Here is a 22775-nt window from a genome sequence, read left to right on the forward strand (position 1 = left end):
GGACCTCGTCAGGCTTGAAGGGAAGGAGTGGATCGGTCCTGGACCAAGAAGGTCGTGGCCGCGGCGATCGCAAAGGACGCCGCGCCCAGGACCAGGGCCCAGATCGCCTCGCCGTCGAAGAAGCTCTTCAGCAGCAGGCCCAGCACCGTCGCCGCCAGCAGTTGCGGGATGACGATGAAGAAATTGAAGATGCCCATGTAGACGCCCATCTTCCGCGCCGGGAGGGCCCCGGCCAGGATCGAATACGGGGCCGACAGGATCGAGCTCCAGGCGAAGCCGACACCGATCATGCCGACCCACAGCAGGCCCGGTTCGCGGATCAGCAGGAACGACAGCAGGCCCAGCGCGCCCAGCACGAGGCAAACCGCGTGGCTGACCCGGCGGCTGGTGGCCTGGACCATCAGCGGAATGAGCAGGGCCGCGAGGGCCGCCACGCCGTTGTAGACGGCGAACAGCACGCCCACCCAGTCGGCGCCCTCGTTATAGGCCTTGGATGTCGCGTCGACGGCGTGGAAGTGGACCGCCGCCACCGCCGGGGTCGTGTAGATCCACATGGCGAACAGGCCGAACCACGAGAAGAACTGCACCACCGCCAGCTGGCGCATGGTCTTGGGCATCCTGAAGAAGTCCTCCAGCACCTCGGAGAAACCGTTGCGGGTCTTGCCCATGCGCTTGAGCCGCACGCCGACGACGCCGGCCACGCCGAACACGGCCAGCAGGCCGGCCAGGACGTAGAGCTCCTTCTCCAGCCGGACGGTCCAGACGATCAGGGCCAGGGCCGCCCCGCCCAGCAGGCCGAGCGCCGCCAGACCGATGTAGGCGTTGACCGAGGGCTCCGGGTTCTCGTGGACGCCTTGATCGAACTCGGCTGTTTCGAAGGCTTCCAGCTGCTGTGGCGTGTATTCCTTGGTCGTGAAGACGGTCCACATCACCGCCAGCAGCAGCCCAGCGCCGCCGGTATAGAAGGCGATCCGCACCGCGTCGGGGATCTGGCCCGCCGGGGCGGTGTTGGCGACATGGAACCAGTTCGTCAGCATCCACGGCAAGGCCGAGGCCAGCACGGCGCCCAGGCCGATGAAGAAGCTCTGCATGGCGTAGCCGGTCGCCCGCTGCTCGTCGGGCAGGTTGTCGCCGACGAAAGCCCGGAACGGCTCCATGGTGACGTTGATCGAGGCGTCCATGATCCACAGCGCCGCGGCGGCCACCCACAGGGTCGGCGAATTGGGCATGACCACCAGGGCCAGGGTGGTCAGGATCGCGCCCCAGAAGAAGTAAGGCCGGCGGCGACCCAGGCGTCCCCAGGTCTTGTCCGAGAGATGACCGATGATCGGCTGGACGAGCAGGCCCGTGGCCGGCGCGGCGATCCACAGGATCGCCAGGTGGTTCACGTCGACGCCCAGGGTCTGGAAGATGCGGCTGGTGTTGGCGTTCTGCAGGCCGAAACCGATCTGGATTCCGAAGAAGCCAAAGCACATGTTCCAGATCTGCAGGAAGTTCAGCCTTTGCCTGGCCATGGATCCTCCGCCCGCTCCGACCGCCGGTTGCTCCCGGCTGGTTCGCAAGTTTTTTCATAAACCTTCGTGGCGGACATTTGCGCATGCGCCGCCGTGAGGTGCAACGGGAAATCCAGGATTAATTGAGGTTATAGGCGGATGAGGACATTCAGTCGCCCACGACCTCGCCCTCTCGAACGGCAAAGCCCGCGGGACAGTTTGCAACAGTTTTCAAGCTAAATTTCGCAGCACCCAGCTTGCAAAGGCGATCGAACGGCGCCTTATGGGCGACTGAAAAAGTTTGCAGAAATCTTTGCATTAAGGGCGGTTCGGAGTGAGCAAGGGGGCGACGCGACTGGAGGACCTGGCCAAGCTGGCAGGGGTCTCGATCTCGACCGCCTCGCGGGCCCTCAATGACAGCCCCGCCGTCAACAAGCGCACCAAGCAGCTGATCTGGAAGCTGGCGCGCGAGATGGACTACCCCTTCCGCCGCTACATGCCCGCCGGTCCGATCGGGGCCGAGGCGACGATCGCCATCGTCACCCCACGCGTCCAGAGCCGCGACAGCGGCATGTCCGACCCGTTCTTCCAGGAACTGCTGGCCGGGGTCGGCGAAGCCGCCCGCGAACGCGGCTGTGACGTCATCCTCAGCCACATCGCCCCGGCCAATTTCGAGGACCTGTCGGCGGCCATGACCACCAGCCGGGCCGAGGGCGTGATCTTCCTGGGTCAGAGCTCGTTGCACGCAGCCTTCAACCGCCTGGCCGAGACCGAGAACCGCTTCGTGGTCTGGGGCGCGCAGTTCCCCGACCAGAACTACTGCTCGATCGGCTCGGACAACGTCATGGGCGGTCGCCGCGCCACGCTGCATCTGCAACGCCTGGGCCGCAAGCGCATCGTCTTCCTCGGCGACACCGAAGCGCCCGAGGCCATGCAGCGCCATCGCGGCTATCTGGACGCCCTGGAGCACGCCAAGCTGGGCGTCGATCCGGACCTGATCGTTCCCGCCCACTTCGAGGTCGAGTCGGCCGAGGCCGCCCTCGACAGCCTAATCCACCACGGCGTGACGTTCGACGGCGTCGTCGCCGCCTCGGACCTGATCGCACTGGGCGCCATGCGCGCCCTGAAGCACGCGGGCCTGTCGGTGCCGGGCGACGTCTCGGTCATGGGTTTCGACAACGTGCCCTTCAGCCGCTACGCCAGTCCGGCGCTCAGCACCATCGCCCAGGACACCACCAAGGCCGGCCGCCTGATGGTGTCCAAGCTGCTGGATAGCGGCGAGCGGGCGAGCCGGTCGGAACGGGTGCCGACCGACCTGATCATCCGCGAGAGCTGCGGGGGCTAGACAAAACCTCTCCTCCCCCGCGATGCGGGGGAGGTGGCCCAGAGGGCCGGAGGGGGCTAGCTGGACTTAAGCAGCGCTCGCCCCCTCAGTCGCTCCGCGACAGCTCCCCCGCATCGCGGGGGAGCAGAGTCCTTGCTAAACCCGCCGCGCGATCAGCCCGGCACAAGGCGGCATCTCGCCCTCGCCGCCCAGGTTGACGCCGTCGATCAGGGCCCAGCCCTCGGGCAGCGACCAGGTCGCCGCTTCATGACCCAGGTTGAAGGCCAGCAGCATCGCCTCCGCCCCTTCCCCGCGCTGGAAGATCAGCAGCGGGCTGTTGGTCTCGACGAAGCTGATGCAGCCGGTGCGCAGGGCCGGATAGGCGCGGCGCAGGGCGATCAGGCGGCGAGCGACGTGCAGGGTCGAGGTCGGGTCGGCCTCCTGGGCGTCCACCGCCAGCGGCAGGTGTTCGGGATCCACCGGCAGCCACGGCTCGACCGGCGAGAAGCCGGCGTTCACCGCGCCCACCGTCCACGGCATCGGCGTGCGGGCGCCGTCGCGGCCCAGGGTCTGGGGCCAGTTGGCGATGGCTTCCGGATCGACCAGGCGCTCGAACGGAACATTGGCCTGGGGCAGACCCAGCTCCTCGCCCTGGTAGACGAAGACGTTGCCGCGCAGCCCCATCAGCAGCAGCAGGCACATCTCGGCGAAGGCCTTGCGGTCGCGGCCCTCGGCCCAGCGCGACACCGCGCGCGGGGCGTCGTGGTTCGAGAAGGTCCAGGACGGCCAGCCCTCCCCGTCCGCGCCCGGCCACATGGCCGCGCCGCGCGGGATCATCTCGCCGGTCAGCTTCTCGGCATAAAGATAGAGGAAGCCGTAGGCGCTGTTCAGGCGATCATCGCCGGCCGTGAAAAGCTTCATCTCGCGGTCGGCGTGGTCGCCGCCGACCTCGGCCACCGAGAACCGACCGCCCGCCGCATCGGTCAGCGCCCGCAGGCGGCTAAGGAACTTCGGGATGTCGGCGTGGCTCTGGTTGTGGATCTTGTCCTGGAAGTCGAACGGCCGCGTGCGCTTGCCGCCCGGCGGCAAGGGCGGATTATCGGTGAACTTCGGATCGTGCATCGAGAAGTTGATGGCGTCGAAGCGAAAGCCGTCCACGCCCTTGTCGACCCAGAACTGGGTGACGGCCAGCAGGGCCTCTTGGACCGCCGGATTGTGCAGGTTCAGCTGCGGCTGGCTGCTGAGAAAGTTGTGCATGTAGTACTGGCCGCGGCGGGCGTCCCACGTCCAGGCCGGGCCGCCAAAAACCGACTGCCAGTTGCTGGGCGGGCTGCCGTCGGGCTTGGCGTCGGCCCAGACGAACCAGTCGGCCTTGGCGTTGGCCTGGTCCTGGCGGCTCTCGGCGAACCAGGGATGCTCGTCCGAGGTGTGCGAGAAGACCAGATCGATGATGATCTTCAGGTCCAGGTCGTGGGCCTTGGCGATCAGGGCGTCGAAGTCGGCCAGGGTCCCGAAGATGGGATCGACGTCGCGATAGTCCGAGACGTCATAGCCGAAGTCCTTCATCGGCGAGGTGAAGAACGGCGACAGCCACACCCCGTCCACGCCCAATGAGGCGATGTGGTCCAGATGCGCCGTGACACCCGGCAGGTCGCCGACGCCATCGCCGTTCGAGTCGGCGTAGCTGCGCGGATAGACCTGATAGATGACCGCGCCGCGCCACCATTCGGCGTTCATCGACGTCTCCGCACCGGGGCGAACCAGAACCTGCACAGTCACTATCGTCCCTCGGAAACGCAAATCATGTAGTCGAGCGGCTTCAGCTCGACGGAATAGCTGCCCGGCGCGCCGGCCGACGACACGCATGCGCCGCGCAGCGCCCGCCAGGCGATGGAATTGGACTCGACCACGACATTGGCCTTCAGCGGCTGGTCGCTAGTGTTGAACACCGCTAGCACCTCGGTCTTGCCCAGAATGCGCGAGAAGGCCAACAGACCCGGCTTTTCGGTCGCCGCGCGGATCACCTGACGCCCCTCGCGCAAGGCGGGCGTGGCGACGCGCAGCTTCGAGAGCGCGGCGATGCGCTGGTAGAGCACGCCGTCGGTCCTGAAGGCCGAAAACGGTCCCTTCGCCTTCGAGCCGACCAGACGGTTGTCGTTGTAGCTGGCGACCTGGCTGGGGAACATGTCTTCGCGACTATCCGAATAGTCGCCGTCGCCGGTGAAGCCCTGCTCGTCGCCGTAGTAGACGGTCGGCACGCCGCGCGCGGTCAGCATCAGGGCGTTGGCCAGGGTGACGCGGGCCAGCAGTTCCTCGTCCGAGATCGCCGGTTTGGCCTTGATCATGAACCAGCCGATGCGGCCCATGTCGTGATTGCCCAGGAAGGTCGGCAGCTGGCGCGCGGTCGTCTCGCCGCCCTCGTAGACGGGATCGGCGGCGAACACCGCGGCCAGGCGATCCGTGCCCGTCCGGCCGATGGCGACATCGGTCGCGGCAGACTGGAACGCGAAATCCAGCACCGCCGGCAAACGATCGACCTTCACATGGCGCGCCAGGGCGGCGACGTCGTGATCGAACACCTCGCCGAAGATGTGGAAGTTTGGGATGCCTCGGGCCTTGGCGCGACCCAACATGGCCGGGACGAAGGCCTGCCAGAAGGCGGGCTCCACGTGGCGCGCGGTGTCGATGCGGAAGCCGTCGACGCCGAACTCGTCGATCCAGCGGCCATAGACCTCGATGAAGCCCCGCACCACGCGTGGGTTCTCGGTGAACACGTCGTCCAGCGTCGCGAAATCGCCCAGTAGCGAGCTCTCGCCGGCGAAAGTGCTGTCACCTCGGTTGTGATAGTAGATCGGATCGTTCAGCCACTCGGGCTTCTTGGCGTGCTCCTGCCCGGCCGGGACGTAAGGCGTATAGGCCCAGTCGGTCCGCTTGAGCTTGCTGAAGTCCTTGCCGTCGAAACCGTCGTTGATCGGCGCGCCGGCCACCCCACCCTGGCGGACATACGGATAGTCCGCGACGCCGCGATAGGCGCAGCGGCTGTCGGGGCATTCCTTGTACTGGATGACGTCGGCCGTGTGGTTCACGACGATGTCCATATAGACCTTCATGCCTCGGTCATGGGCCGCGTCGACCAGGGCCTTGAAGTCGGCCTTGGTCCCGAGATGCGGATCCACGTCGGTGAAGTCGGTGATCCAGTAGCCGTGGTGCGCGGCCGACTCGTGGCCGGGCGGCCCTTGCACCGCGCGGTTCTTGAAGATCGGCGCCAGCCACACCGCCGTCGCGCCCAGGCCCTGGATGTAATCCAGCCGCCGGGTCACCCCCCGGATATCGCCACCGTGATAGAAGCCCGCCCGCGCCGGATCGAAGCCGTCGACCAAGCTCCCCAGAGCGGGTCCGCCGTGGTCATTGGTCGCGTCGCCATTCTCGAAACGATCGGGCAGGACGAAGTAGATCACCTCGTCTTGCGGCTTGCGCTGCTGGTACGGCTGGGGAGCGGCGAACACAGCCGTCGCCAGCGCGCCCACGGCAAGCGCGCTCGCGGCCGTCATGACCAGCAGCGTCCGTCGCCAGGACGTCAAGGTCGACATCGCTCCCCTCCCGTTCGCGGCGACCTTGGGATCGCCCTTGCAACTCTTTGCAAGAATTTGCAGAGCCGATCGCAGGCTGTCAATCCATCTCATTGAAGGGATTTGCGGCGCTTTGGCCGCGAAAAGCTCACACCATGTGGCGCAAAGAAGCCACAGGCGGCGCTATTCCACCGAAAACGCGGGCCTCGAGGCTGGCGACTTGCAATTTTTTGGGTTGATTACAGCGCGTTAATTTGCAGTAGTTTGCACCAACGGCCCGCCGCAGACGTAAAACGCGCAGAGCCGGACAGGGAGGGAGACTCGATGAACACCCAATTCTCGCGCCGCCGCGCGTGGCTGATGGCCGGCAGCGCCACGAGCCTGGCGCTGGCGTTCGCCATGGCCGGCTCGGCCCAGGCCCAGACCACGACGACCGCCGCTCAGGACGACTCGAAGGTCGAAGAGATCGTCGTCACCGGCATCCGCCGCGGCATCGAAGGCGCCATCTCGCTGAAGAAAAGCTCGACCTCGATCGTCGAAGCCGTCTCGGCCGAGGACATCGGCAAGCTGCCGGACGTGTCGATCGCCGAGTCGATCGCCCGCCTCCCCGGCCTGACCGCCCAGCGCCTTGACGGCCGCGGACAGGTCATCTCGATCCGGGGCCTGGCGCCGGACTTCACCACCGCCCTGCTGAACGGCCGCGAGCAGGTCTCGACCGGCGACAACCGCGGCGTCGAGTTCGACCAGTATCCGTCGGAACTGCTGAGCGCCGTCGTGGTCTACAAGACCCCGGACGCCGGCCTGATCGGCCAGGGCCTGGCCGGCACCGCCGACATGCGCACCGTCCGCCCGCTGGCCTATGGCAAGCGCGCCCTGGCCATCGGCGCCCGCTACGAGTGGAACGACATCGGCGCCCTGAACGCCGGGACCAAGGCCCACGGCAACCGCTTGTCGATCTCGTACATCGACCAGTTCATGGACGGTAAGCTGGGCGTCGCCCTGGGCTACGCCCACATGGAGTCGCCCTACCAGGCCGAGCGCTGGAATTCGTGGGGCTACCCCACCGCCGACGCGGCCGGCAACCTGGTGATCGGCGGCGCCAAGCCGTACGTCCAGTCCAGCATGCTCAAGCGCGACGGCGTCATCGGCGTCCTGGAATTCAAGCCGACCGACAATTTCAGCTCGTCGCTGGACGTCTTCTATTCGGAGTTCAAGAACCACCAGATCCAGCGCGGCATCGAACTGCCGCTGGTCTGGGGCGGCGTGCCCCTGACCAATGCCAAGATCGAGAACGGCTTCGTCACCAGCGGCGCCTTCAACGGCGTCAAGGGCGTGGTGCGCAACGACGGCAACGATCGTGACGCCACGATCAAGTCGGTCGGCTGGAACAACAAGCTGAACGTCGGCGACGACTGGACCCTGGTCAGCGACCTCTCCTATTCGAAGGTCGAGCGCACCGACCAGATCGTCGAGAGCTACGCCGGCACCGGCCGCTCGGGCACGGGCGCGACCGACAACATGACCTTCACGATGAACAGTGACGGCGTGGCGATCTTCAAGTCGAGCCTGAACTACGCCGATCCCAACCTGATCAAGCTGACCAGCTCGCAAGGCTGGGGCAGCGACATCATCGCCGGCGGCCAGGACGGCTATCTGAACCAGCCCAAGATCGAGGACGAACTGAAGGCGGCCCGCTTCTCGGCGACCAAGGCCCTGGACGATGGCCTGTCGTCGTTCGAGGCCGGCTTCAACTACAGCGAACGCTCCAAGGCGCTGGTGAACGACGAGTGGTTCCTGCGCGTGAAGGGGTCGCCCGCCAGCGTGTCGATCCCGCAATCGGCGATCGTCGGCACCACCTCGCTGGCCTTCATCGGCATCCAGGGCATGGTCAGCTACGACCCCTTCGCCCTGATCAAGAACGGTACGTACGACCTGGTCCGCAACCCGAACGCCGACGTGCTGGTCAAGAGCTGGGACGTCGAGGAGAAGGTCGCGGTCGGCTATTTGAAGGCCAATATCGACGCCGCCGTCGGCAGCGTGCCGGTGACGGGCAACTTCGGCTTCCAGATCGTTCACACCGACCAGAGCTCGACCGCCTTGGGCGCTTCGGGCACCGGCGCGGGCGTGACCCGCGCCAACCTGGCCGGCGGCAAGACGTACGTCGACTTCCTGCCCAGCGTGAACCTGCAGTTCGCCCTGCCCAACGAGCAGAGCCTGCGCTTCGCCGTCGCCCGCACCCTGGCCCGGCCGCGAATGGACCAGATGCGCGCGTCCAAGACCTTCAGCTACGATCCCGCCAAAGCCGGCAACACCGACATCAACTTCTCGCCGTGGAGCGGCACGGGCGGCAATCCGGAGCTCGAGCCCTGGCGCGCCGACGCCTATGACGTGTCGTACGAGAAGTACTTCGGCCGTCAGGCCTACATCTCGCTGGCCGCCTTCTACAAGGACCTGAAGACCTACGTTTACGACCAGAGCGTGATCTTCGACTTCACCGGCTTCCCGACCGGCGGCGGCACGCCCGCCACCCGTCAAGGCCTGGTGACGACCCCGCAGAACGGCAAGGGCGGCAAGGTGAAGGGCGTCGAGTTCGCCGCCTCGATGCCGGGCGCGCTGCTGACCCCGATCCTGGACGGCTTCGGCGCCACCTTCAGCGCGTCGTACACCGACAGCTCGATCCAGCCGAACCCCACCGACCGGACCGCCCCGATCCCCGGCCTGTCCAAGACCGTGGCCAACCTGACCGTCTACTACGAGAAGAACGGCTTCTCGTTCCGGGTCAGCGACCGTTATCGCTCGAAGTTCCTGGGCGAGGTTTCCGGCTTCGGCAACGGCCGCAACTACCGGATGGTCAAGGGCGAGTCCGTGGTCGACAGCCAGATCGGCTACACCTTCAGCGACGGCCCGATGGACGGCCTGTCGGTGCTGGCCCAGGTCAACAACCTGACCAACGAGCCTTTCGTCACCTATCAGAACAACGATCCGCGCCAGGTCATCGACTACCAGAACTACGGCCGCACCTTCCTGGTGGGCCTGAACTACAAGTTCTAAGCGCGTAAATTTCCCCCAAAGCCTTGAGCGCCCCTGTCGGTCCTGCCCGACAGGGGCTTCTTTTTTGGCCAGGGCGACTTAGAGCTTCTCCGCCCGCTCGGCCGCGCGACGCCTAACGACCCGGAACAGTAGCGGCAGCAGGTCCCAGTTAAAGGCCCCGATCGCGAAGCCGAACAGATGGGCCTCGCGCATCGGCGCCCAGGGGATCAGCGGCAGCGCCGCCTTGACGAAGAACGCCGCCAGGATGACGGCCGAAGCCGTGGCGCAGGCCAGCCGGATCGTCAGTTCGCGAGGGCTCGCGCCGCTCGGCGCGCCCACCTGCACCAGGCCATAGATGGCCACGCCGCCGAGCGCGCCTACGATCGCGCGCAGGCGGTCGGGATCGATGTCCATCACAGCCTCCTTACGGCCTGGGATCTTGGATGACGGCGTCAGGACGTTCCGATCTGCATCGCGGCCGCGACGGCGCCCGGACCGTCCTCGCCGTTAACAAATGTGCCTATGAGCGGCGCAAGAGTCGATTAGCTCCAAGGACGCATACGTCCGGTTCTGACGCCGACTCGGCATGATTATATTTTCCTGGAAATTTGGAACAAAAAAGGAACAATTTTCCCAAAACGTGTTCATGCAAGCGTAACGCATTGTATTTATTGGAAGAATTGGTAGGCCTGGAGGGACTCGAACCCCCAACCAGACCGTTATGAGCGGTCGGCTCTAACCATTGAGCTACAGGCCCGCGCGGATACGGGTGAGCGTACGCGAGAGCCGGCGAATAACATGAGCCGAACGCGGCTTAAAGCTCCGGTTCAGGTTGGGGCTGTCACCAAGGAACCATAGTGGTCCGGCGACGCTTCCCTGCGCTGGCCCGCCCTGGAGAAAAGAACGATGACCAACACCGCTCGCCGTACCGTCAGCCCCTTGGCCGCTTACGCCCTGCCCGCCCTGATCGGCGGTGCTCTGCTGCTGGGCGCGGCCGCTCCGGCCCTGGCCCAGACCTCGACCGACGCGGCCTTCAAGGCCACGACCTTCAGCCTGTCGGCCTATGGCGAGACCCGTGTGGCGCCGGACATGGCCACCATCAATCTGGGCGTCCAGACCGAGGCCCTGACCGCTGGCGAGGCCCTGAAGGCCAACGGCGCGCGCATGAACCAGGTGATGACCGCCCTGAAGAAGGCCGGGATCGCCGAGCGCGACATCCAGACCTCGAACCTGAATCTGAACGCCCAGTACGCCTATGAGCAGAACCAACCGCCGAAGCTGACCGGCTACCAGGCCTCGAACCAGGTGACGATCACGGTGCGTGACCTGGCCAAGCTGGGCGCGACAGTGGACGCCACGGTCGGCGCCGGCGCCAACACGATCAACGGCGTCAGCTTCGGCCTGGCCAACCCGCGGGTCGCCGAGGACGCCGCGCGCCTGGAGGCCGTCAAGGCCCTTCAGGCCAAGGCCGAGCTGTACGGCCGCGCCACCGGCTACAAGACCGTGCGTCTGGTCAATCTGAGCGAAGGCGGCGGCTACATGCCCGCCCCGCCGCCGGTCCCGATGATGGCTTTCGCCGCCAAGCGCGAGATGGCCGACTCGACCAGCATCGCCGGCGGTGAGCTGAAGGTTCGCATCGACGTCAGCGCGGTCTACGAAGTCACGAAGTAGCCTTGCCTAGCAGGCATGAAAAAGCCGCCGTCGGGAAGACCCGGCGGCGGCTTTGATGTCTCTAGAAGCCGGCCTTCTTGAAGGCCCGCTCGACGCGGTCCTTGATCTCCAGGCCCGGAAGGGCGCGTTCGCCTTCCATGACCGCGACATAGGTCAGGTTACGCGCCGGTTTGCCGTCGCCGGTCGGCACGGGGCCGATGGACCAGCCGACGGTGTTCGCGGGGGCCGAGCCGCTGGGGCAGCTGATGAAGCGGGCGGGCTTGCCCAGGCTGGCCTTGAGCAGAGCCTCGGCCGTGGTCTGGCCGCCTTCGCAATCGGGCAGGTCGCGCGCGCAGGTGACATAGCCGCCGCCGCGCCAGACCAGCTTGCCGCCGGCGTCGGCGATGACCACGCAGGTCGAGGGCGAGCCGATCGACTTGCCGACCGCTTGGGTCAGGATGCTGCTGTCCACGCCGTCCGGCAACTTCGGGGAGCAGGCGGACAGGCTCGCGGCGGCCAGCACGCCGAGCGCGATGCGACGCATCAGGCGGCCTTCTTGATCAGGTTGCCGTCTTCCAGCAGCACGACGGTCGGGGCGTAGTTGCGCGCCTCTTCCGCGGCCATCTGGCAGTAGGTGACCACGATCACCAGGTCGTTCTTCTGCACCAGGCGGGCGGCGGCGCCGTTGACGCCGATCACCTTCGAGCCGCGCGGGGCCTCGATGGCGTAGGTGGTGAAGCGCGCGCCGTTGGTGATGTTCAGCACGTCGACCTGCTCGTTCGGCAGGATGCCCGAGGCGTCCAGCAGGTCGCGGTCGATGGCGATGGAGCCTTCGTAGTCGAGGTCGGCCTGGGTCACCGTGGCGCGGTGCAGCTTGGCCTTGAGCATGGTGAGCAGCATGGCGGGGAAGCCTATCCCTTTGAATGGTTTGGGGTCTTCCGGGCCGCCACACACAAGGCCCGTAAAAAGCAGGTCACGTCCTATAGCACGAAGCCTCCGGCGTTCAATCGCACCGCGGCATGACGACAAAGGTTAACACCGGCGCCGTTTCGCGCTAGGGTTTCGCCGAACGCGGTTCTGCGGGGGAAACCATGCGTCACGGAAAATGGCTGGCGGCGGCGGGAGCCGTCGCCGTGACCTTGGTCGCGGGGGCGACCTGGATCACCACAAGCTCCGCCCAGACGCGAGACGCGACGGGCGCGCCGATACCAGGCGCGGCGGCTCCGGCCGCGCGGCCGGTCTTTCGCCCGAACGCCGCGGCCTTCGTGGCCGCGCCGCGCGGCCGCGTGGACTGGCAGGGCGCGGTCGGCGGCCTGCGCCAGTCGGGCGGCGTCGGTGAGAACCTGGGCGGCAATCTTAACCGCGAGCAGGTCGACCTCACCGCCGTGCCGATCCTGCTGCCGACGGACGCCAAGCTGGCCGCCAACGCGCGGATCTACAGCTTCGGCGACTACTACACGATCACCGCCGACACGGCCGGTGGCGGGGTGTCGTTCAGCGGCACGACGACCACCGTGCCCCTGCCCGCCAGCAAGCCTCTGAAGATCGAGACCGGGCCGGAACAGCTGACCATCCAGCGCACGGTCGACGGCCAGCTGGCCAGCTTCGTGCGCTACGGCGTGCTCTACACGGTGGAGATCCGCTGTGACGCGCCCAGCGACCCGCGCTGCATCGACGACAACTATGTGCTGGGTCTGGTCGGCAAGACCACGGCCGTGGTGATGGGCAAGGCCGCGCGGCAAGCCGCCGGGCTGGGAGGTTGATCATGCGCCTCTCCCCGCTCCTCGTCGTCACGGTCCTGTCGCTCGCGGCCCTGGCCGCCTGCGACGACACCACCAAGCCGCCCGCGACCGGTGACTCGGTCAAGACCCCGGCCTCGCCCGAGCCCGGCCCGCCCACGGCCGACGACACACCCGTCGACGGCGGGGCCGAGCAGCCGTCAAGCGAGCCGGTGCCGCCCAGCCCTGATCCCGCGCCACAGCCGCCAGAACCACCCGCGCCATCGCCGGCGACCTTCGACCACGCCCCCGCGGGCGCGATCCCGGCCGGCCAGGGTCCGGGCTATCTGGACCGCACGGTGTGGTCGCCCAAGATGTGCTGGCCGATGGCCGACGCGGGCTTCCCCAACTCGCAGGTCTACGGCCCCGGCGGCGGCATGGGCCCGCCGGGCAAGCCCAGCCAATGCGATACGCTGAACTACACCCTGCCCTGGCGCGACACCTTCTGCGAGGCGCGCTCGCGCGCGAACCCGCTGTGCGCGGGGGCCGGCACGGGCCACCAGGGCCAGGACATCCGCCCGGCCACCTGCAAGAAGAACGAGCATTGGGCCGTGGCCGCCGAGGCCGGCACGATCACCGATATCGGCTCCTATAGCGTGACCCTCGTGGCCAAGGCCGCGCCGCACTACACCTACCGCTACCTGCACATGCAGGTAGCGACCCTGGCGGTCAAGGAAGGCGACAAGGTCGCGATCGGCCAGAAGCTGGGCAAGGTGTCGAACGACTTCGGCGGCACGCCCACGACCATCCACCTGCACTTCGAGCTGCGGGCGGGGGTGACGGGCACGACCTCCGACGGCAAGGCGGTGGCGCTGCTGACCTTCCTGCCGCCCTATCTGAGCCTGGCCGAGGCCTATCAGCGCAAGCTGGATGGCAAGGTGTGCGGCGCGCCCTAACGCGCGCTGGCCCGCGCCGCCGAGCGATAGGCCCGAGGCGTCGTCCCGACCTCGTCGCGGAAGGCGCGGTTGAATGGGCCGATCGAGGCGAAACCGCAGGCGAAGGCGATCGCCAGGATCGACCGCCGCTCGTTGGGACAGGCCAGCAGCATCTTGGCGCGCGCGATCCGGTGGTGGTTGATCCAGCGATTGAAGTTCGGAAAACCCAGCGCGGCGCCGATGCACTGCGAGACCCTGTGTTCGGGCTCGCCCAGTCGCGCGGCGACGTCGCCGATCTTGAGCTCGTGCAGACTGTCGATGCCCTCCTCGACCACCAGCCGCCGCAGGCGTTCGGCCAAGCGGGCGTCATCGTCGGTCGGCGCGCGGCGCGGCGCCGCGGGGGCAAGGGGATGACCCCGGCGGAACCAGACCGCGACCAGGACGGCCACGAGCCCCACGACGGCGCAGGCGCTCTTGACCACGTCGTCGCGCAGGACGTCGTCGGGCGCGCGTAGGCCCAGGACCGAGACCGCCACCAGGACGGCGTAGACCGTGACGAAACCGAACCGGAAGCGCTTCTCGACGTCGGACAGGTCGCGCGCATGGCGCTGGAAGGGCTCCACGAAGGTCAGCAGCAGGGCGGCCGAGCCGCTCAACGCATAGACATTGTCGGCGACGCGTCCGACCAGGCCGCCGGTCGGGACCAGGACCGACAGGCCTCCGCTGACCGCGACGACCAGGGCGACGACCCGGGCCCACCCGACGTCCCGCTCCGCCGGGTCGAAAAGGGCGCGCGCCACCAGCCAGGCCCAGCCGCAGGCGCCGACGCCGACCACAGAGAGGGCCGTCGCGGCCCAGCCTTCGACGAACCGGCTCAGGGCGTAGGAGACAAACGAGACTGTCGCGATCGCCGCGTGAACCCGCAGCCGACCACGTGGGCGCCACGGTCGAAGGCCCCTGCCCACGGCCGCGATCGAAGCACTGAATGTCGCCGCCGACGCCATGCCGCGCCTCCCCGTTCGAAATTGCCCCAGACTTTGGACAATATCTCTAGCCGAATTCCAAATCGGCGAGACCCGACGTTCGCGTCGCCGCCATCCCTGCCGTCGACCTCAGTCTCGTGGTCGCGTCAGGAGCTTTCATGTCGACCCCATCCCCGCGAAGCGCGGCCGCCCTGCGCTGGGCCAGCGTCCTCTGGTTCGTCGTCGCGGCCGTCGGCCAGGCCGCCTTCATCGGCTTCATCCTCGCCTTCTATGGCGTCCGCACGGCGACCGGAAACTTCGCCGGCTGGAACGACAAGCCCCTCATCGACGGTTACATAAAGGGCGACGACCTGGGCAACGTCGTCTTCGCCGCCCACGTCCTGCTGGCCTCGGTGGTGACGCTGTGCGGCCTGATGCAGTTGATCCCCGGCCTGCGCCGCGGGTGGCCCCGGCTGCATCGCTGGACCGGCCGCACCTTCTTGGGTCTAGCCATCTTCATGGCCTTGAGCGGCGCCGGGCTGTCGGTGGTCAGGGGCACTTACCTGTCGGTGATCTCGGCGGTCGCCATCCTGATCAACGGCCTGCTCATCCTGATCTTCGCCGGGCTGGCCTGGCGCCACGCGGTCAAGCGGCGGTTCACGGAGCATCGCCTGTGGGCCCTGCGGACCTTCATGGTGGTCAGCGGCGTCTGGTTCCTGCGGGTTGGCCTGATGGGCTGGGTCGTCGTCAACAGAGGCCCCGTGGGCATGACCAAGGACATGTCCGGCCCCGCCGACATCGTCCTGACCTTCGGCAGCTACCTGATCCCGCTGGCGTTTCTGGAACTGCATGGCGCGGCGGAGCGAAGCGCCAATGGCGCTCTGAAGGCCCTGACGGCGGCCGCGGTGGTGGCGGCCTCCGTCTTCATGGCGTTGGGCGTCTTCGGCACGATCGCGTTCATGTGGGCCCCTTATCTCTAAGGGGTCCAAAAGGCCTACAGTTTGAACGCACCGCTTTCGATCTTGGCGTGCAAGGCCTTGGTGATCTTCACATAGCCCTTGGCGGGATCGCGGAAGTACAGAGGGTCCTTGGTCTTGGCCGGGTCGAAGCCCTCATTGACCAGGTCCATCTTGCGGTACTTGAAGGTGCCGGTGGTCTCGATCGCCTTCTGCAGGCGCACGAAGATCGGGCGGGCGTAGCTGGGCAGCTGTTCATCGACGTACTTGGCGAAGGCGACCATGTCGAACTCGCCCTCGACGACCAGCGAGGCCATGCCGGCCTTGCCGTCCAGGTCGCCAACCTTGACGCCGTAAACATTGACCTCCTGAACGCCCTCGAAACCCGCTATGCGCTCGGACACCTCGCTGGTGGCGACGTTCTCGCCCTTCCAGCGGAAGGTGTCGCCGATACGGTCGACGAAATAGATGTAGCCGTCGCTGTCCACCTTCATCAGGTCGCCGGTGCGGAACCAGTTGTCGCCCTTGGCGAAGACGTCGTGCAGCACCTTCTTCTCGGTGGCGGCCTTGTCGGCGTAGCCAGTGTAGTTCGAGCGGGCGTCGCTGCCGATATGGCCGATGCACTCGCCGACCTCGCCGGGCGCGACCTCGATGCAGCAACCGTTGGCGCTGCGCACGGGCGTCTCGGTCTCGACGTCGAACTTGACGATCCGGATGTTGAACTTCTTCTTCAGATAGCCGGGAATCCGGCCGATGGCGCCGCGGCGGCCGTCGAAGTTGAACAGCGAGACGTTGCCCTCGGTCGCGCCGTAGAACTCCAGCACCTCGCCGACCTTGAAGCGGTCCAGCATGTCGTTCCAGACGTCGGGCCGCAGGCCGTTGCCGAAGATCATACGGATCTTGTGGGCGCGCTCCAGCTCGTGCTCGGGCTGATTGGCCAAGTAACGGCACAGCTCGCCGATGTAGACGAACATGGTGCAGTTCTCGGCGACGATCTCGGGCCAGAAGTGGGTGGCCGAGAACTTCTTGCGCAGCACGATCGATCCGCCGTTCAGCAGGCCCGCGCCCATGGCGCAGAGGCCGCCGGTGGCGTGGTACAGCGGGAGGGTCACATAGATGCGGTCGGTCTCTTTCGATCCCGTGGAGCCAGCGAAGCCGCGCATGTAGAGCTGGGCGCGCATGTGGGTGATGCGGGCGGCCTTGGGCAGGCCGGTGGTGCCACTAGTGAAGATGTAAAGCGCGGTGTCCTTCGCGACGATGCCGTCGCGGGCCGTTTCGCGGTCGGGACGCAGCTGGCTGCAGCTCTTCAGCGCCTTGACCAGGTCGCGCTGCTCGCCCGTCACCGGGCCCAGCACCCATTGGTGCATGTGACGCTGCAGCTGGCCCTTCACGTCCTCGAAGCACGGCGAGGTCTCGGGGTCGACGATGCAGTGCAGGGCCTGGGAGATGTTCAGGCAGTGCGCCAGGGCCGCGCCGGTCAGCTGGTTGTTGATCAGCGCCGTGGCCACGCCGACCTTGGACAGGCCGTACCAGATGGCCATGTACTCCAGCCGGTTGGGCATGAAGAGCGCCACCGTCTGGCCCCGCGTCAGCCCTTGCCCCTTGGCCCAGTGGGCGTAGCGGTTGGCGATGGCGTCGAGCTCGGCGTAGCTCACCGTCCTACCTTCGAATGTGATCGCCTTGCGGTCACGCCACTTGTCGACCGCGGCCTCGAGGTCGTCGCAGATCAGGTTCGAACTGTCGGGAGCGATGGACTTAACGCGCTTGAGCGTCCGGGACAGTCCCTTGAGGAACTTGATCTCCCGCCGGATTTTCTGACGCAAACGCATGTATGGCTCTCCCTTCGAACAACCATTGGAGAGCGCCGCGCGGCCGGTCAAGACGCCGCGCGCTGCATCGCAAACCTTTCGCCGTTCGTCGAAAAAGGCGCCTTAGCCAGGAACGCGGAAGCGCACCTCGTTGCGTTTGAAGTCCATCGCCACGCTGTCGAACTTCTGCAGGATGTCCGACCCGATCACGATGGCTGGCTGCTCGCGAAAGCCCCAATAATCAAAGGTATGGATCGCGCCGATGATTAGCGGCACGTTCCGCAACGTCATCTTCCCCAGCGTCAGACGGGAGAGAATCGCCGAACGTCCGGGCAGCACCTGGCCCGTCACGCTGCGCAGTTCGGTCGCGGCCAGCGACCCTAGCACCGCGTTGTTCTCTCGGGCCGCCTCCAGCAGCGCCAAGTTGCCGACGGTGGTGGTCGAGCCGCTGTCGACGAACGCGATGAGCCGCTGCAGGGGCATGAAGGCGTCGATCAGGGTCAGGCCGCTACGCAGCAGCTTGGACTTGACGATTACGGTCTGGCCGTCGGCCAGCGGCAGCGCCTCGCCTACCGTCATGCGGCGGTGCTTGAAGTCCAGCAGCAGGCTGGCGCGGTCCAGCCAGTCCAGGCCCAGGACGCCGTCCATCCGCAGTTGCTCGCGCGCCAAGATGGAGACGGTGATGTCCTGGCGCGAGCGCTCGCCGACCGCCAGCCTGGCCACCCTGACGGTCTCGACGGACTGGGCGCCAGCGATGCTGTGCAGCCGGCTGGGCGCGCCACGCGGCAGCCTCAGCTGGGCGGCGAGCTCGGCGGTGATCACCGAGCTGTTGGCGCCGGTGTCGACGAGGAAGTCGAACGGCCCCTCCCCGTTCACCCGCGCCTTGACGGCCAGCCGCCTGGCGGCGTCGAGATACCTGAGCGGATCGACAGCCGGCGGCGCGTCCTGGAACGCCAGCGCCGCGCGGGGCGCGACCGCCGCGCCCGCGATCAACCCCATCAGCACGCGGCGCTCAACGCCTTGATCTTCCATGCGCTTTCCTCCCGAGGGAGGACGGTATAGGCAGGCGTGAAACGACGCCAGATAGCGCCGTTCGCTGATCGACGAACCTAGCCGGCGGCGAGACGACGCTGGTCGTCGCGGGCGGACTTCAGCTTCTCGGCCACCAGGAAGGCCAGCTCCAGCGCCTGCTCGCCATTCAGGCGCGGGTCGCAGTGCGTGTGATAGCGATCGGCGAGGTCCGTCTCCGAAACCGCGCGGGCGCCGCCCAGGCATTCGGTGACGTTCTGGCCGGTCATCTCCAGGTGGACGCCGCCGGGGTGGACACCTTCCGCCTGAGCGATCTCCACGAAGCTCTTCACTTCGCTCAGGATACGGTCGAACGGACGGGTCTTGTAGCCGGTCGAGGCCTTCAGCGTGTTGCCGTGCATCGGGTCCGTGGCCCAGACCACCGAACGGCCGGCGGCCTTGGTCGCCTTCATCAGGCGCGGCAGGCGGTCGGCGATCTTGTCCGAGCCGAAGCGGCCATACAGCGTCAGGCGGCCGGGCTCGTTGTTAGGGTTCAGCACGTCGATCAGGCGCAGCAGATCATCGCCCTCCATCGTCGGACCGCACTTCAGGCCGATCGGGTTCTTCACGCCCTTCATGAACTCGATATGCGCCCCGTCCAGCTGGCGGGTCCGCTCGCCGATCCACAGCAGGTGGGCGCTGGTGTCGTACCAGTCGCCCGAGGTGCTATCGATGCGGGTCATGGCTTCCTCGAAGCCCAGCAGCAGGGCTTCGTGGCTGGTGAAGAACTCCACCTGGTGCATGCCCGGATGGCTCTGCGGCGTGACGCCGATGGCGGCCATGAAGGCCAGGCTCTCGGTGATCTTGTCGGACAGCTCGCGGTAGCGCGCGCCCTGCGGGCTGTCGCCGACGAAGCCCAGGGTCCAGCGATGGATGTTGTGCAGGTCGGCATAGCCGCCGTTGGCGAAGGCGCGCAACAGGTTCAGGGTCGAGGCCGACTGGCCATAGGCCTTCAGCAGGCGGTCCGGATCCGGCACGCGTTCTTCGGCCGTGAAGTCCATGCCGTTGATGATGTCACCGCGATAGGACGGCAGGGTCTCGTCGCCGATCGTCTCGATGGGCTCGGAGCGCGGCTTGGCGAACTGGCCGGCGATGCGGCCCACCTTCACCACCGGCTTGCCGCCGGCGAAGGTCAGCACCACCGCCATCTGCAGGATCAGCCGGAAGGTGTCGCGGATGTTGTCCGCGTGGAATTCCTTGAAGCTCTCGGCGCAGTCGCCGCCCTGCAGCAGGAAAGCCCGGCCTTCGGCGACATCGCCCAGCAGGCTCTTCAGCCTGCGCGCCTCGCCGGCGAAGACCAGCGGCGGCATCTGGCGCAGCGTCTGCTCGACCCGTTCCACCGCGCCCATGTCCGGATAGTCGGTGGGCATGTGCTTGGCGGGTTTGGCTCTCCAAGAGGCGGGCGTCCAACGGGCGGTCATGACAGGCTCGATAAGCAAAAAGGGCGGCGTTGATACCGCGAAAGGGACGAAAGGCAAAATCGTGCGAGATCATACCGCCGCCCCACCCGATGGGGAAATTCATTGCGGCGCTATTTGGGGATAGAGCTCGATTTTTGCGCGACCCCGCAGGCGATGGCGGCGATGACGCCCAGCGCCACCCACCATTCCTGCCAGACCCCGAAGCTGACGCCGCCGATCACCAGGAAGGCCGTGAGCGTGGCCGCCGCCATCGCGCCGTCGCGACGGTTGATCCCGGTCCAGCCGACGATGCGGTACAGGATCCACGCGAAGAAGGCCGCCGCCAGAGCCGCGCCCACCGAACCCAGCTCCAGCCACAGCTGCAAGGCCGCGTTGTGTGTGTGCAGCGGGATGCCCGGGAAGGTCCGGGCGGCGTCGAAGCCCCAGCCGCGCAGGGCGTGGTCGACCGTCAGGTTGGCGGCGTGGGCCCAGATGTTCAGGCGTGCGTCCCAGGACGGCGGCGCCAATACGTGCAGCCAGGCGAAGGCTCCCGAGCGCACGGCCCACAGAATGGCCATCGGCGCGAAGATGAAGATCGCCGAGACGATCGGGATCATCGCCCGGATGAACGGCTTGCCGATCAGTCGCACGCCCAGCCAGGCCATGCCGGCCAGGCCCAGCGCGGCGATGGGGGCGTCGGCGCCGGTCAAGTGCGCGCCGACCACGATCATGACGGCGGTCAGGGCGATCAGGATATTGCGGCCCGGAAACTTCCAGGCGTCCAGCAGGCGCGCGACGGGCCAGAACAGCAGCACCAGGGTGTAGGTCCCCATCGAGACCTTCACCAGGGCGATGTCGGGCCTGACGGGGTCGCCGTCGAGCCGGCGGAGGGCTTGGTAGACGAAGCCCTTCGACAAGCCATCCAGGAAGGTCACCAGGGCCAGCAGGATGACGCCGACGACCATCACGCGGCCGGCCAGCCGGGCCGAGCGCCGCGACAGGTCGGTAAGCGCTGCATAGGCGGCCGCATAGACGCCCAACTCCACGACCAGCTTCAGGATCGTCAGATCCTCGAGGTCCTTGCTGCGCTTGAAGTCGGCCAGATGCGGCGCGGCGGGGCTCCAGGCCAGACTGACCATCGCCCACAGCACCAACAGCAGCAGGGCGAACATCGGCAACACCGGCGGCCGCGAGCGCGCCAGGCCCGGCACGGCCAGCAGGCCGACCAGGCTCAGCACGGTCGCCGACCCCAGCGGGGCCAGGTAACCGACCAACGGCGTCAGCGCCATCAGGAAGACAGCGAGCCCTCCCAGCCAGCGTGTACGCCGTTCAGTCTCCAGGACGCTAGAAGGCGTCATCCAACCCCGCCGACTTCGACCGGGACGTACTTCTCACGCATGGTGACCAGTTCCTCGGCCAGCGTCGGGTGCACCGCGCAGGTCGAGTCCCACTGCTGCTTGGTCACGCCCATCTTCACGGCGATGGCGGCCATCTGGATGATCTCGGGCGAGTCCGGACCCACCACGTGGACGCCGACCACCTTCTGGTCATCCTGCTTGACCACGATCTTCATCAGGCAGCGCTCCTGGCCACCATAGAAGGTGATCTTCATAGGGCGGAACACGGCGCGATAGACGTCGACCGTTCCAAACGCATGGCGCGCCTCGGCCTCGGTCATGCCGACCGAGCCGACCGGTGGCTGCGAGAACACCGCCGAGGCGACCATCTCGTGATCGAAGGTCGTCGGGTTGTTGTAGAACTCGGTCTGGGCGAAGGCCGCGCCTTCACGGATCGCCACCGGCGTCAGGTTGATCCGGTCGGTGACGTCGCCGACCGCCCAGATGCTGGCGACATTGGTCTTGGAGAATTCATCGACCGCGATCGCGCCCTTGTCGTTGAGCTTCACGCCCGCCTTCTCCAGGCCCAGGCCCTGAACGTAAGGCTCGCGGCCCGTGGCGAACATCACCGCTTCGGTCTCGAAGGTCAGGTCGCTGGTCAGGGTGCTGAGCAGCGTCCCGTCTTCCTGCTTCTCGATCGAGGTGTGCGAGCAGCCCAGCACGACCTTGATGCCCTTCTTGCCCAGTTCGTCGGCCAGATGCGAGCGGACGTCGTCGTCAAAGCCGCGCAGGATGTTGGCCCCGCGATAGAGCAGCGTGGTCTGCACGCCCAACCCCGCGAAGATGCCGGCGAACTCGACGGCGATATAGCCGCCGCCGACGACCATGATGCTCTTCGGCAGCTTCGGTAGGTGGAACGCCTCGTCCGAGGTGATGCCCAGCTCCGCGCCCGGGAACTCGGGGCGCACCGGGCGTCCGCCGGTGGCGATCAGGATCTTCTTGGCGGTATAGGTCCCGGCGTCCTTGCTACCCTCCTTGGGCAGCACCTCGACGGTGTGGGCGTCGACGACCTGGGCCCGGCCGTGCAGCAGGTTGGCGCCGGCCTTCTGCAGGTTGGTGACGTAGATGCCCGACAGGCGAGCGATCTCGACGTCCTTGTCGTGGATGAAGCCCTTCCAGTCGAAGCTGGCCTCGCCGATCGTCCAGCCATAGCCCTTGGCCGTCTTCAGCTGGCTGGTGACCTCGCTGGCATAGACCATGAACTTCTTGGGCACGCAGCCGCGGATCACGCAGGTGCCGCCGACCCGATACTCCTCGGCCACGCCGACCTTGGCGCCGCTCATGGCCGCCAGTCGCGCGGCGCGCACGCCGCCCGAGCCCGCGCCGATGACGAAAAGATCGAAGTCGTAGTCAGCCATCACCGGCCTCCGGGTAACCTAAAGAGCATTTTTCGATAAGTGTGTGCGGTTATCGGATCGAAAAATGCTCAAAAGCAAAAGCTGAGCTTTGCCTACAGACAAAGCTC

General features: G+C 66.9%; 17 protein-coding genes, 1 tRNA gene and 1 pseudogene. 6 read left to right on the forward strand and 13 right to left on the reverse strand.

All coding sequences use genetic code 11. From position 1 onward, the window contains the following. Positions 1-8: 8 nt before the first annotated feature. Positions 9-1514, reverse strand: coding sequence for an MFS transporter (locus ACW173_RS24075; RefSeq protein ID WP_492082679.1), 1506 nt, complete (start codon positions 1512-1514; stop codon positions 9-11). Between the two features lie 236 nt (positions 1515-1750). Between ACW173_RS24075 and ACW173_RS24080 the strand changes: the two are divergent. Beyond that, positions 1751-2838 (forward strand): annotated as a pseudogene (locus ACW173_RS24080) (LacI family DNA-binding transcriptional regulator). A 135-nt stretch (positions 2839-2973) separates the two neighbouring features. On the opposite strand, the gene ACW173_RS24085 reads toward ACW173_RS24080, so the two are convergent. Further along, entirely contained in the window at positions 2974-4617 is a 1644-nt protein-coding gene (locus tag ACW173_RS24085) for an alpha-amylase family glycosyl hydrolase (protein ID WP_492082680.1), read from the reverse strand. After that, positions 4596-6407, reverse strand: coding sequence for an alpha-amylase family glycosyl hydrolase (locus ACW173_RS24090; RefSeq protein WP_492082681.1), 1812 nt, complete (start codon positions 6405-6407; stop codon positions 4596-4598). The genes ACW173_RS24085 and ACW173_RS24090 overlap by 22 nt, the downstream gene beginning before the upstream one ends. Before the next feature lie 303 nt (positions 6408-6710). Here ACW173_RS24090 and ACW173_RS24095 point away from each other — a divergent pair, with 303 nt between their 5' ends. Continuing rightward, entirely contained in the window at positions 6711-9437 is a 2727-nt protein-coding gene (locus ACW173_RS24095) for a TonB-dependent receptor (protein WP_492082682.1), read from the forward strand. Between the two features lie 78 nt (positions 9438-9515). Here ACW173_RS24095 and ACW173_RS24100 read toward each other — a convergent pair whose 3' ends face one another. Continuing rightward, positions 9516-9830, reverse strand: a complete 315-nt coding sequence (locus ACW173_RS24100) for a hypothetical protein (RefSeq protein ID WP_492082683.1) — start codon at positions 9828-9830, stop codon at positions 9516-9518. Positions 9831-10097: 267 nt separating this feature from the next. Then, positions 10098-10173: transfer RNA gene (locus ACW173_RS24105), tRNA-Ile, on the reverse strand. A 149-nt stretch (positions 10174-10322) separates the two neighbouring features. Here ACW173_RS24105 and ACW173_RS24110 point away from each other — a divergent pair. Further along, positions 10323-11087, forward strand: a complete 765-nt coding sequence (locus tag ACW173_RS24110; protein WP_492082684.1) for an SIMPL domain-containing protein — start codon at positions 10323-10325, stop codon at positions 11085-11087. 61 nt (positions 11088-11148) lie between these two features. On the opposite strand, the gene ACW173_RS24115 is transcribed toward ACW173_RS24110, so the two are convergent. Continuing rightward, positions 11149-11610, reverse strand: coding sequence for a hypothetical protein (locus ACW173_RS24115; RefSeq protein WP_492082685.1), 462 nt, complete (start codon positions 11608-11610; stop codon positions 11149-11151). Continuing rightward, complete coding sequence (panD, locus tag ACW173_RS24120) at positions 11610-11966, reverse strand: aspartate 1-decarboxylase (protein ID WP_492082686.1); 357 nt, start codon at positions 11964-11966, stop codon at positions 11610-11612. Before panD ends, ACW173_RS24115 begins: the two co-directional genes overlap by 1 nt. A 191-nt stretch (positions 11967-12157) precedes the next feature. On the opposite strand from panD, the gene ACW173_RS24125 reads away from it, so the two are divergent. Continuing rightward, on the forward strand, positions 12158-12829 hold the full coding sequence (locus ACW173_RS24125) for a hypothetical protein (RefSeq protein ID WP_492082687.1): 672 nt from the start codon (positions 12158-12160) through the stop codon (positions 12827-12829). 2 nt (positions 12830-12831) lie between these two features. Then, positions 12832-13740 (forward strand): M23 family metallopeptidase, encoded by a 909-nt coding sequence (locus tag ACW173_RS24130; RefSeq protein ID WP_492082688.1) that lies wholly within the window; start codon positions 12832-12834, stop codon positions 13738-13740. Here the strand turns inward: ACW173_RS24130 and ACW173_RS24135 are convergent. After that, on the reverse strand, positions 13737-14723 hold the full coding sequence (locus ACW173_RS24135) for a helix-turn-helix domain-containing protein (RefSeq protein WP_492082689.1): 987 nt from the start codon (positions 14721-14723) through the stop codon (positions 13737-13739). The genes ACW173_RS24130 and ACW173_RS24135 overlap by 4 nt on opposite strands. Positions 14724-14860: 137 nt before the next feature. On the opposite strand from ACW173_RS24135, the gene ACW173_RS24140 reads away from it, so the two are divergent. Next, positions 14861-15661: a DUF2306 domain-containing protein gene (locus ACW173_RS24140; protein ID WP_492082690.1), complete on the forward strand. Its 801-nt coding sequence runs from the start codon at positions 14861-14863 to the stop codon at positions 15659-15661. Positions 15662-15675: 14 nt separating this feature from the next. Here the strand turns inward: ACW173_RS24140 and ACW173_RS24145 are convergent, their stop codons facing one another. From ACW173_RS24145 to gor, 5 genes are all read right to left on the reverse strand, one after another. Beyond that, complete coding sequence (locus ACW173_RS24145) at positions 15676-17466, reverse strand: long-chain-acyl-CoA synthetase (RefSeq protein WP_492082691.1); 1791 nt, start codon at positions 17464-17466, stop codon at positions 15676-15678. A 102-nt stretch (positions 17467-17568) separates the two neighbouring features. Next, a complete protein-coding gene (locus ACW173_RS24150; RefSeq protein WP_492082692.1) occupies positions 17569-18477 on the reverse strand; it encodes a retropepsin-like aspartic protease in 909 nt (302 codons plus the stop codon). Positions 18478-18554: 77 nt separating this feature from the next. Continuing rightward, positions 18555-19934: a class II 3-deoxy-7-phosphoheptulonate synthase gene (locus ACW173_RS24155; protein WP_492082693.1), complete on the reverse strand. Its 1380-nt coding sequence runs from the start codon at positions 19932-19934 to the stop codon at positions 18555-18557. A 110-nt stretch (positions 19935-20044) separates the two neighbouring features. Further along, complete coding sequence (locus ACW173_RS24160) at positions 20045-21271, reverse strand: O-antigen ligase family protein (protein ID WP_492082694.1); 1227 nt, start codon at positions 21269-21271, stop codon at positions 20045-20047. Next, entirely contained in the window at positions 21268-22668 is a 1401-nt protein-coding gene (gene gor / locus ACW173_RS24165; RefSeq protein ID WP_492082695.1) for a glutathione-disulfide reductase, read from the reverse strand. The genes ACW173_RS24160 and gor overlap by 4 nt, the downstream gene beginning before the upstream one ends. Between the last annotated feature and the right edge of the window lie 107 nt (positions 22669-22775).

Source organism: Caulobacter sp. ALps2 (assembly GCF_058681635.1).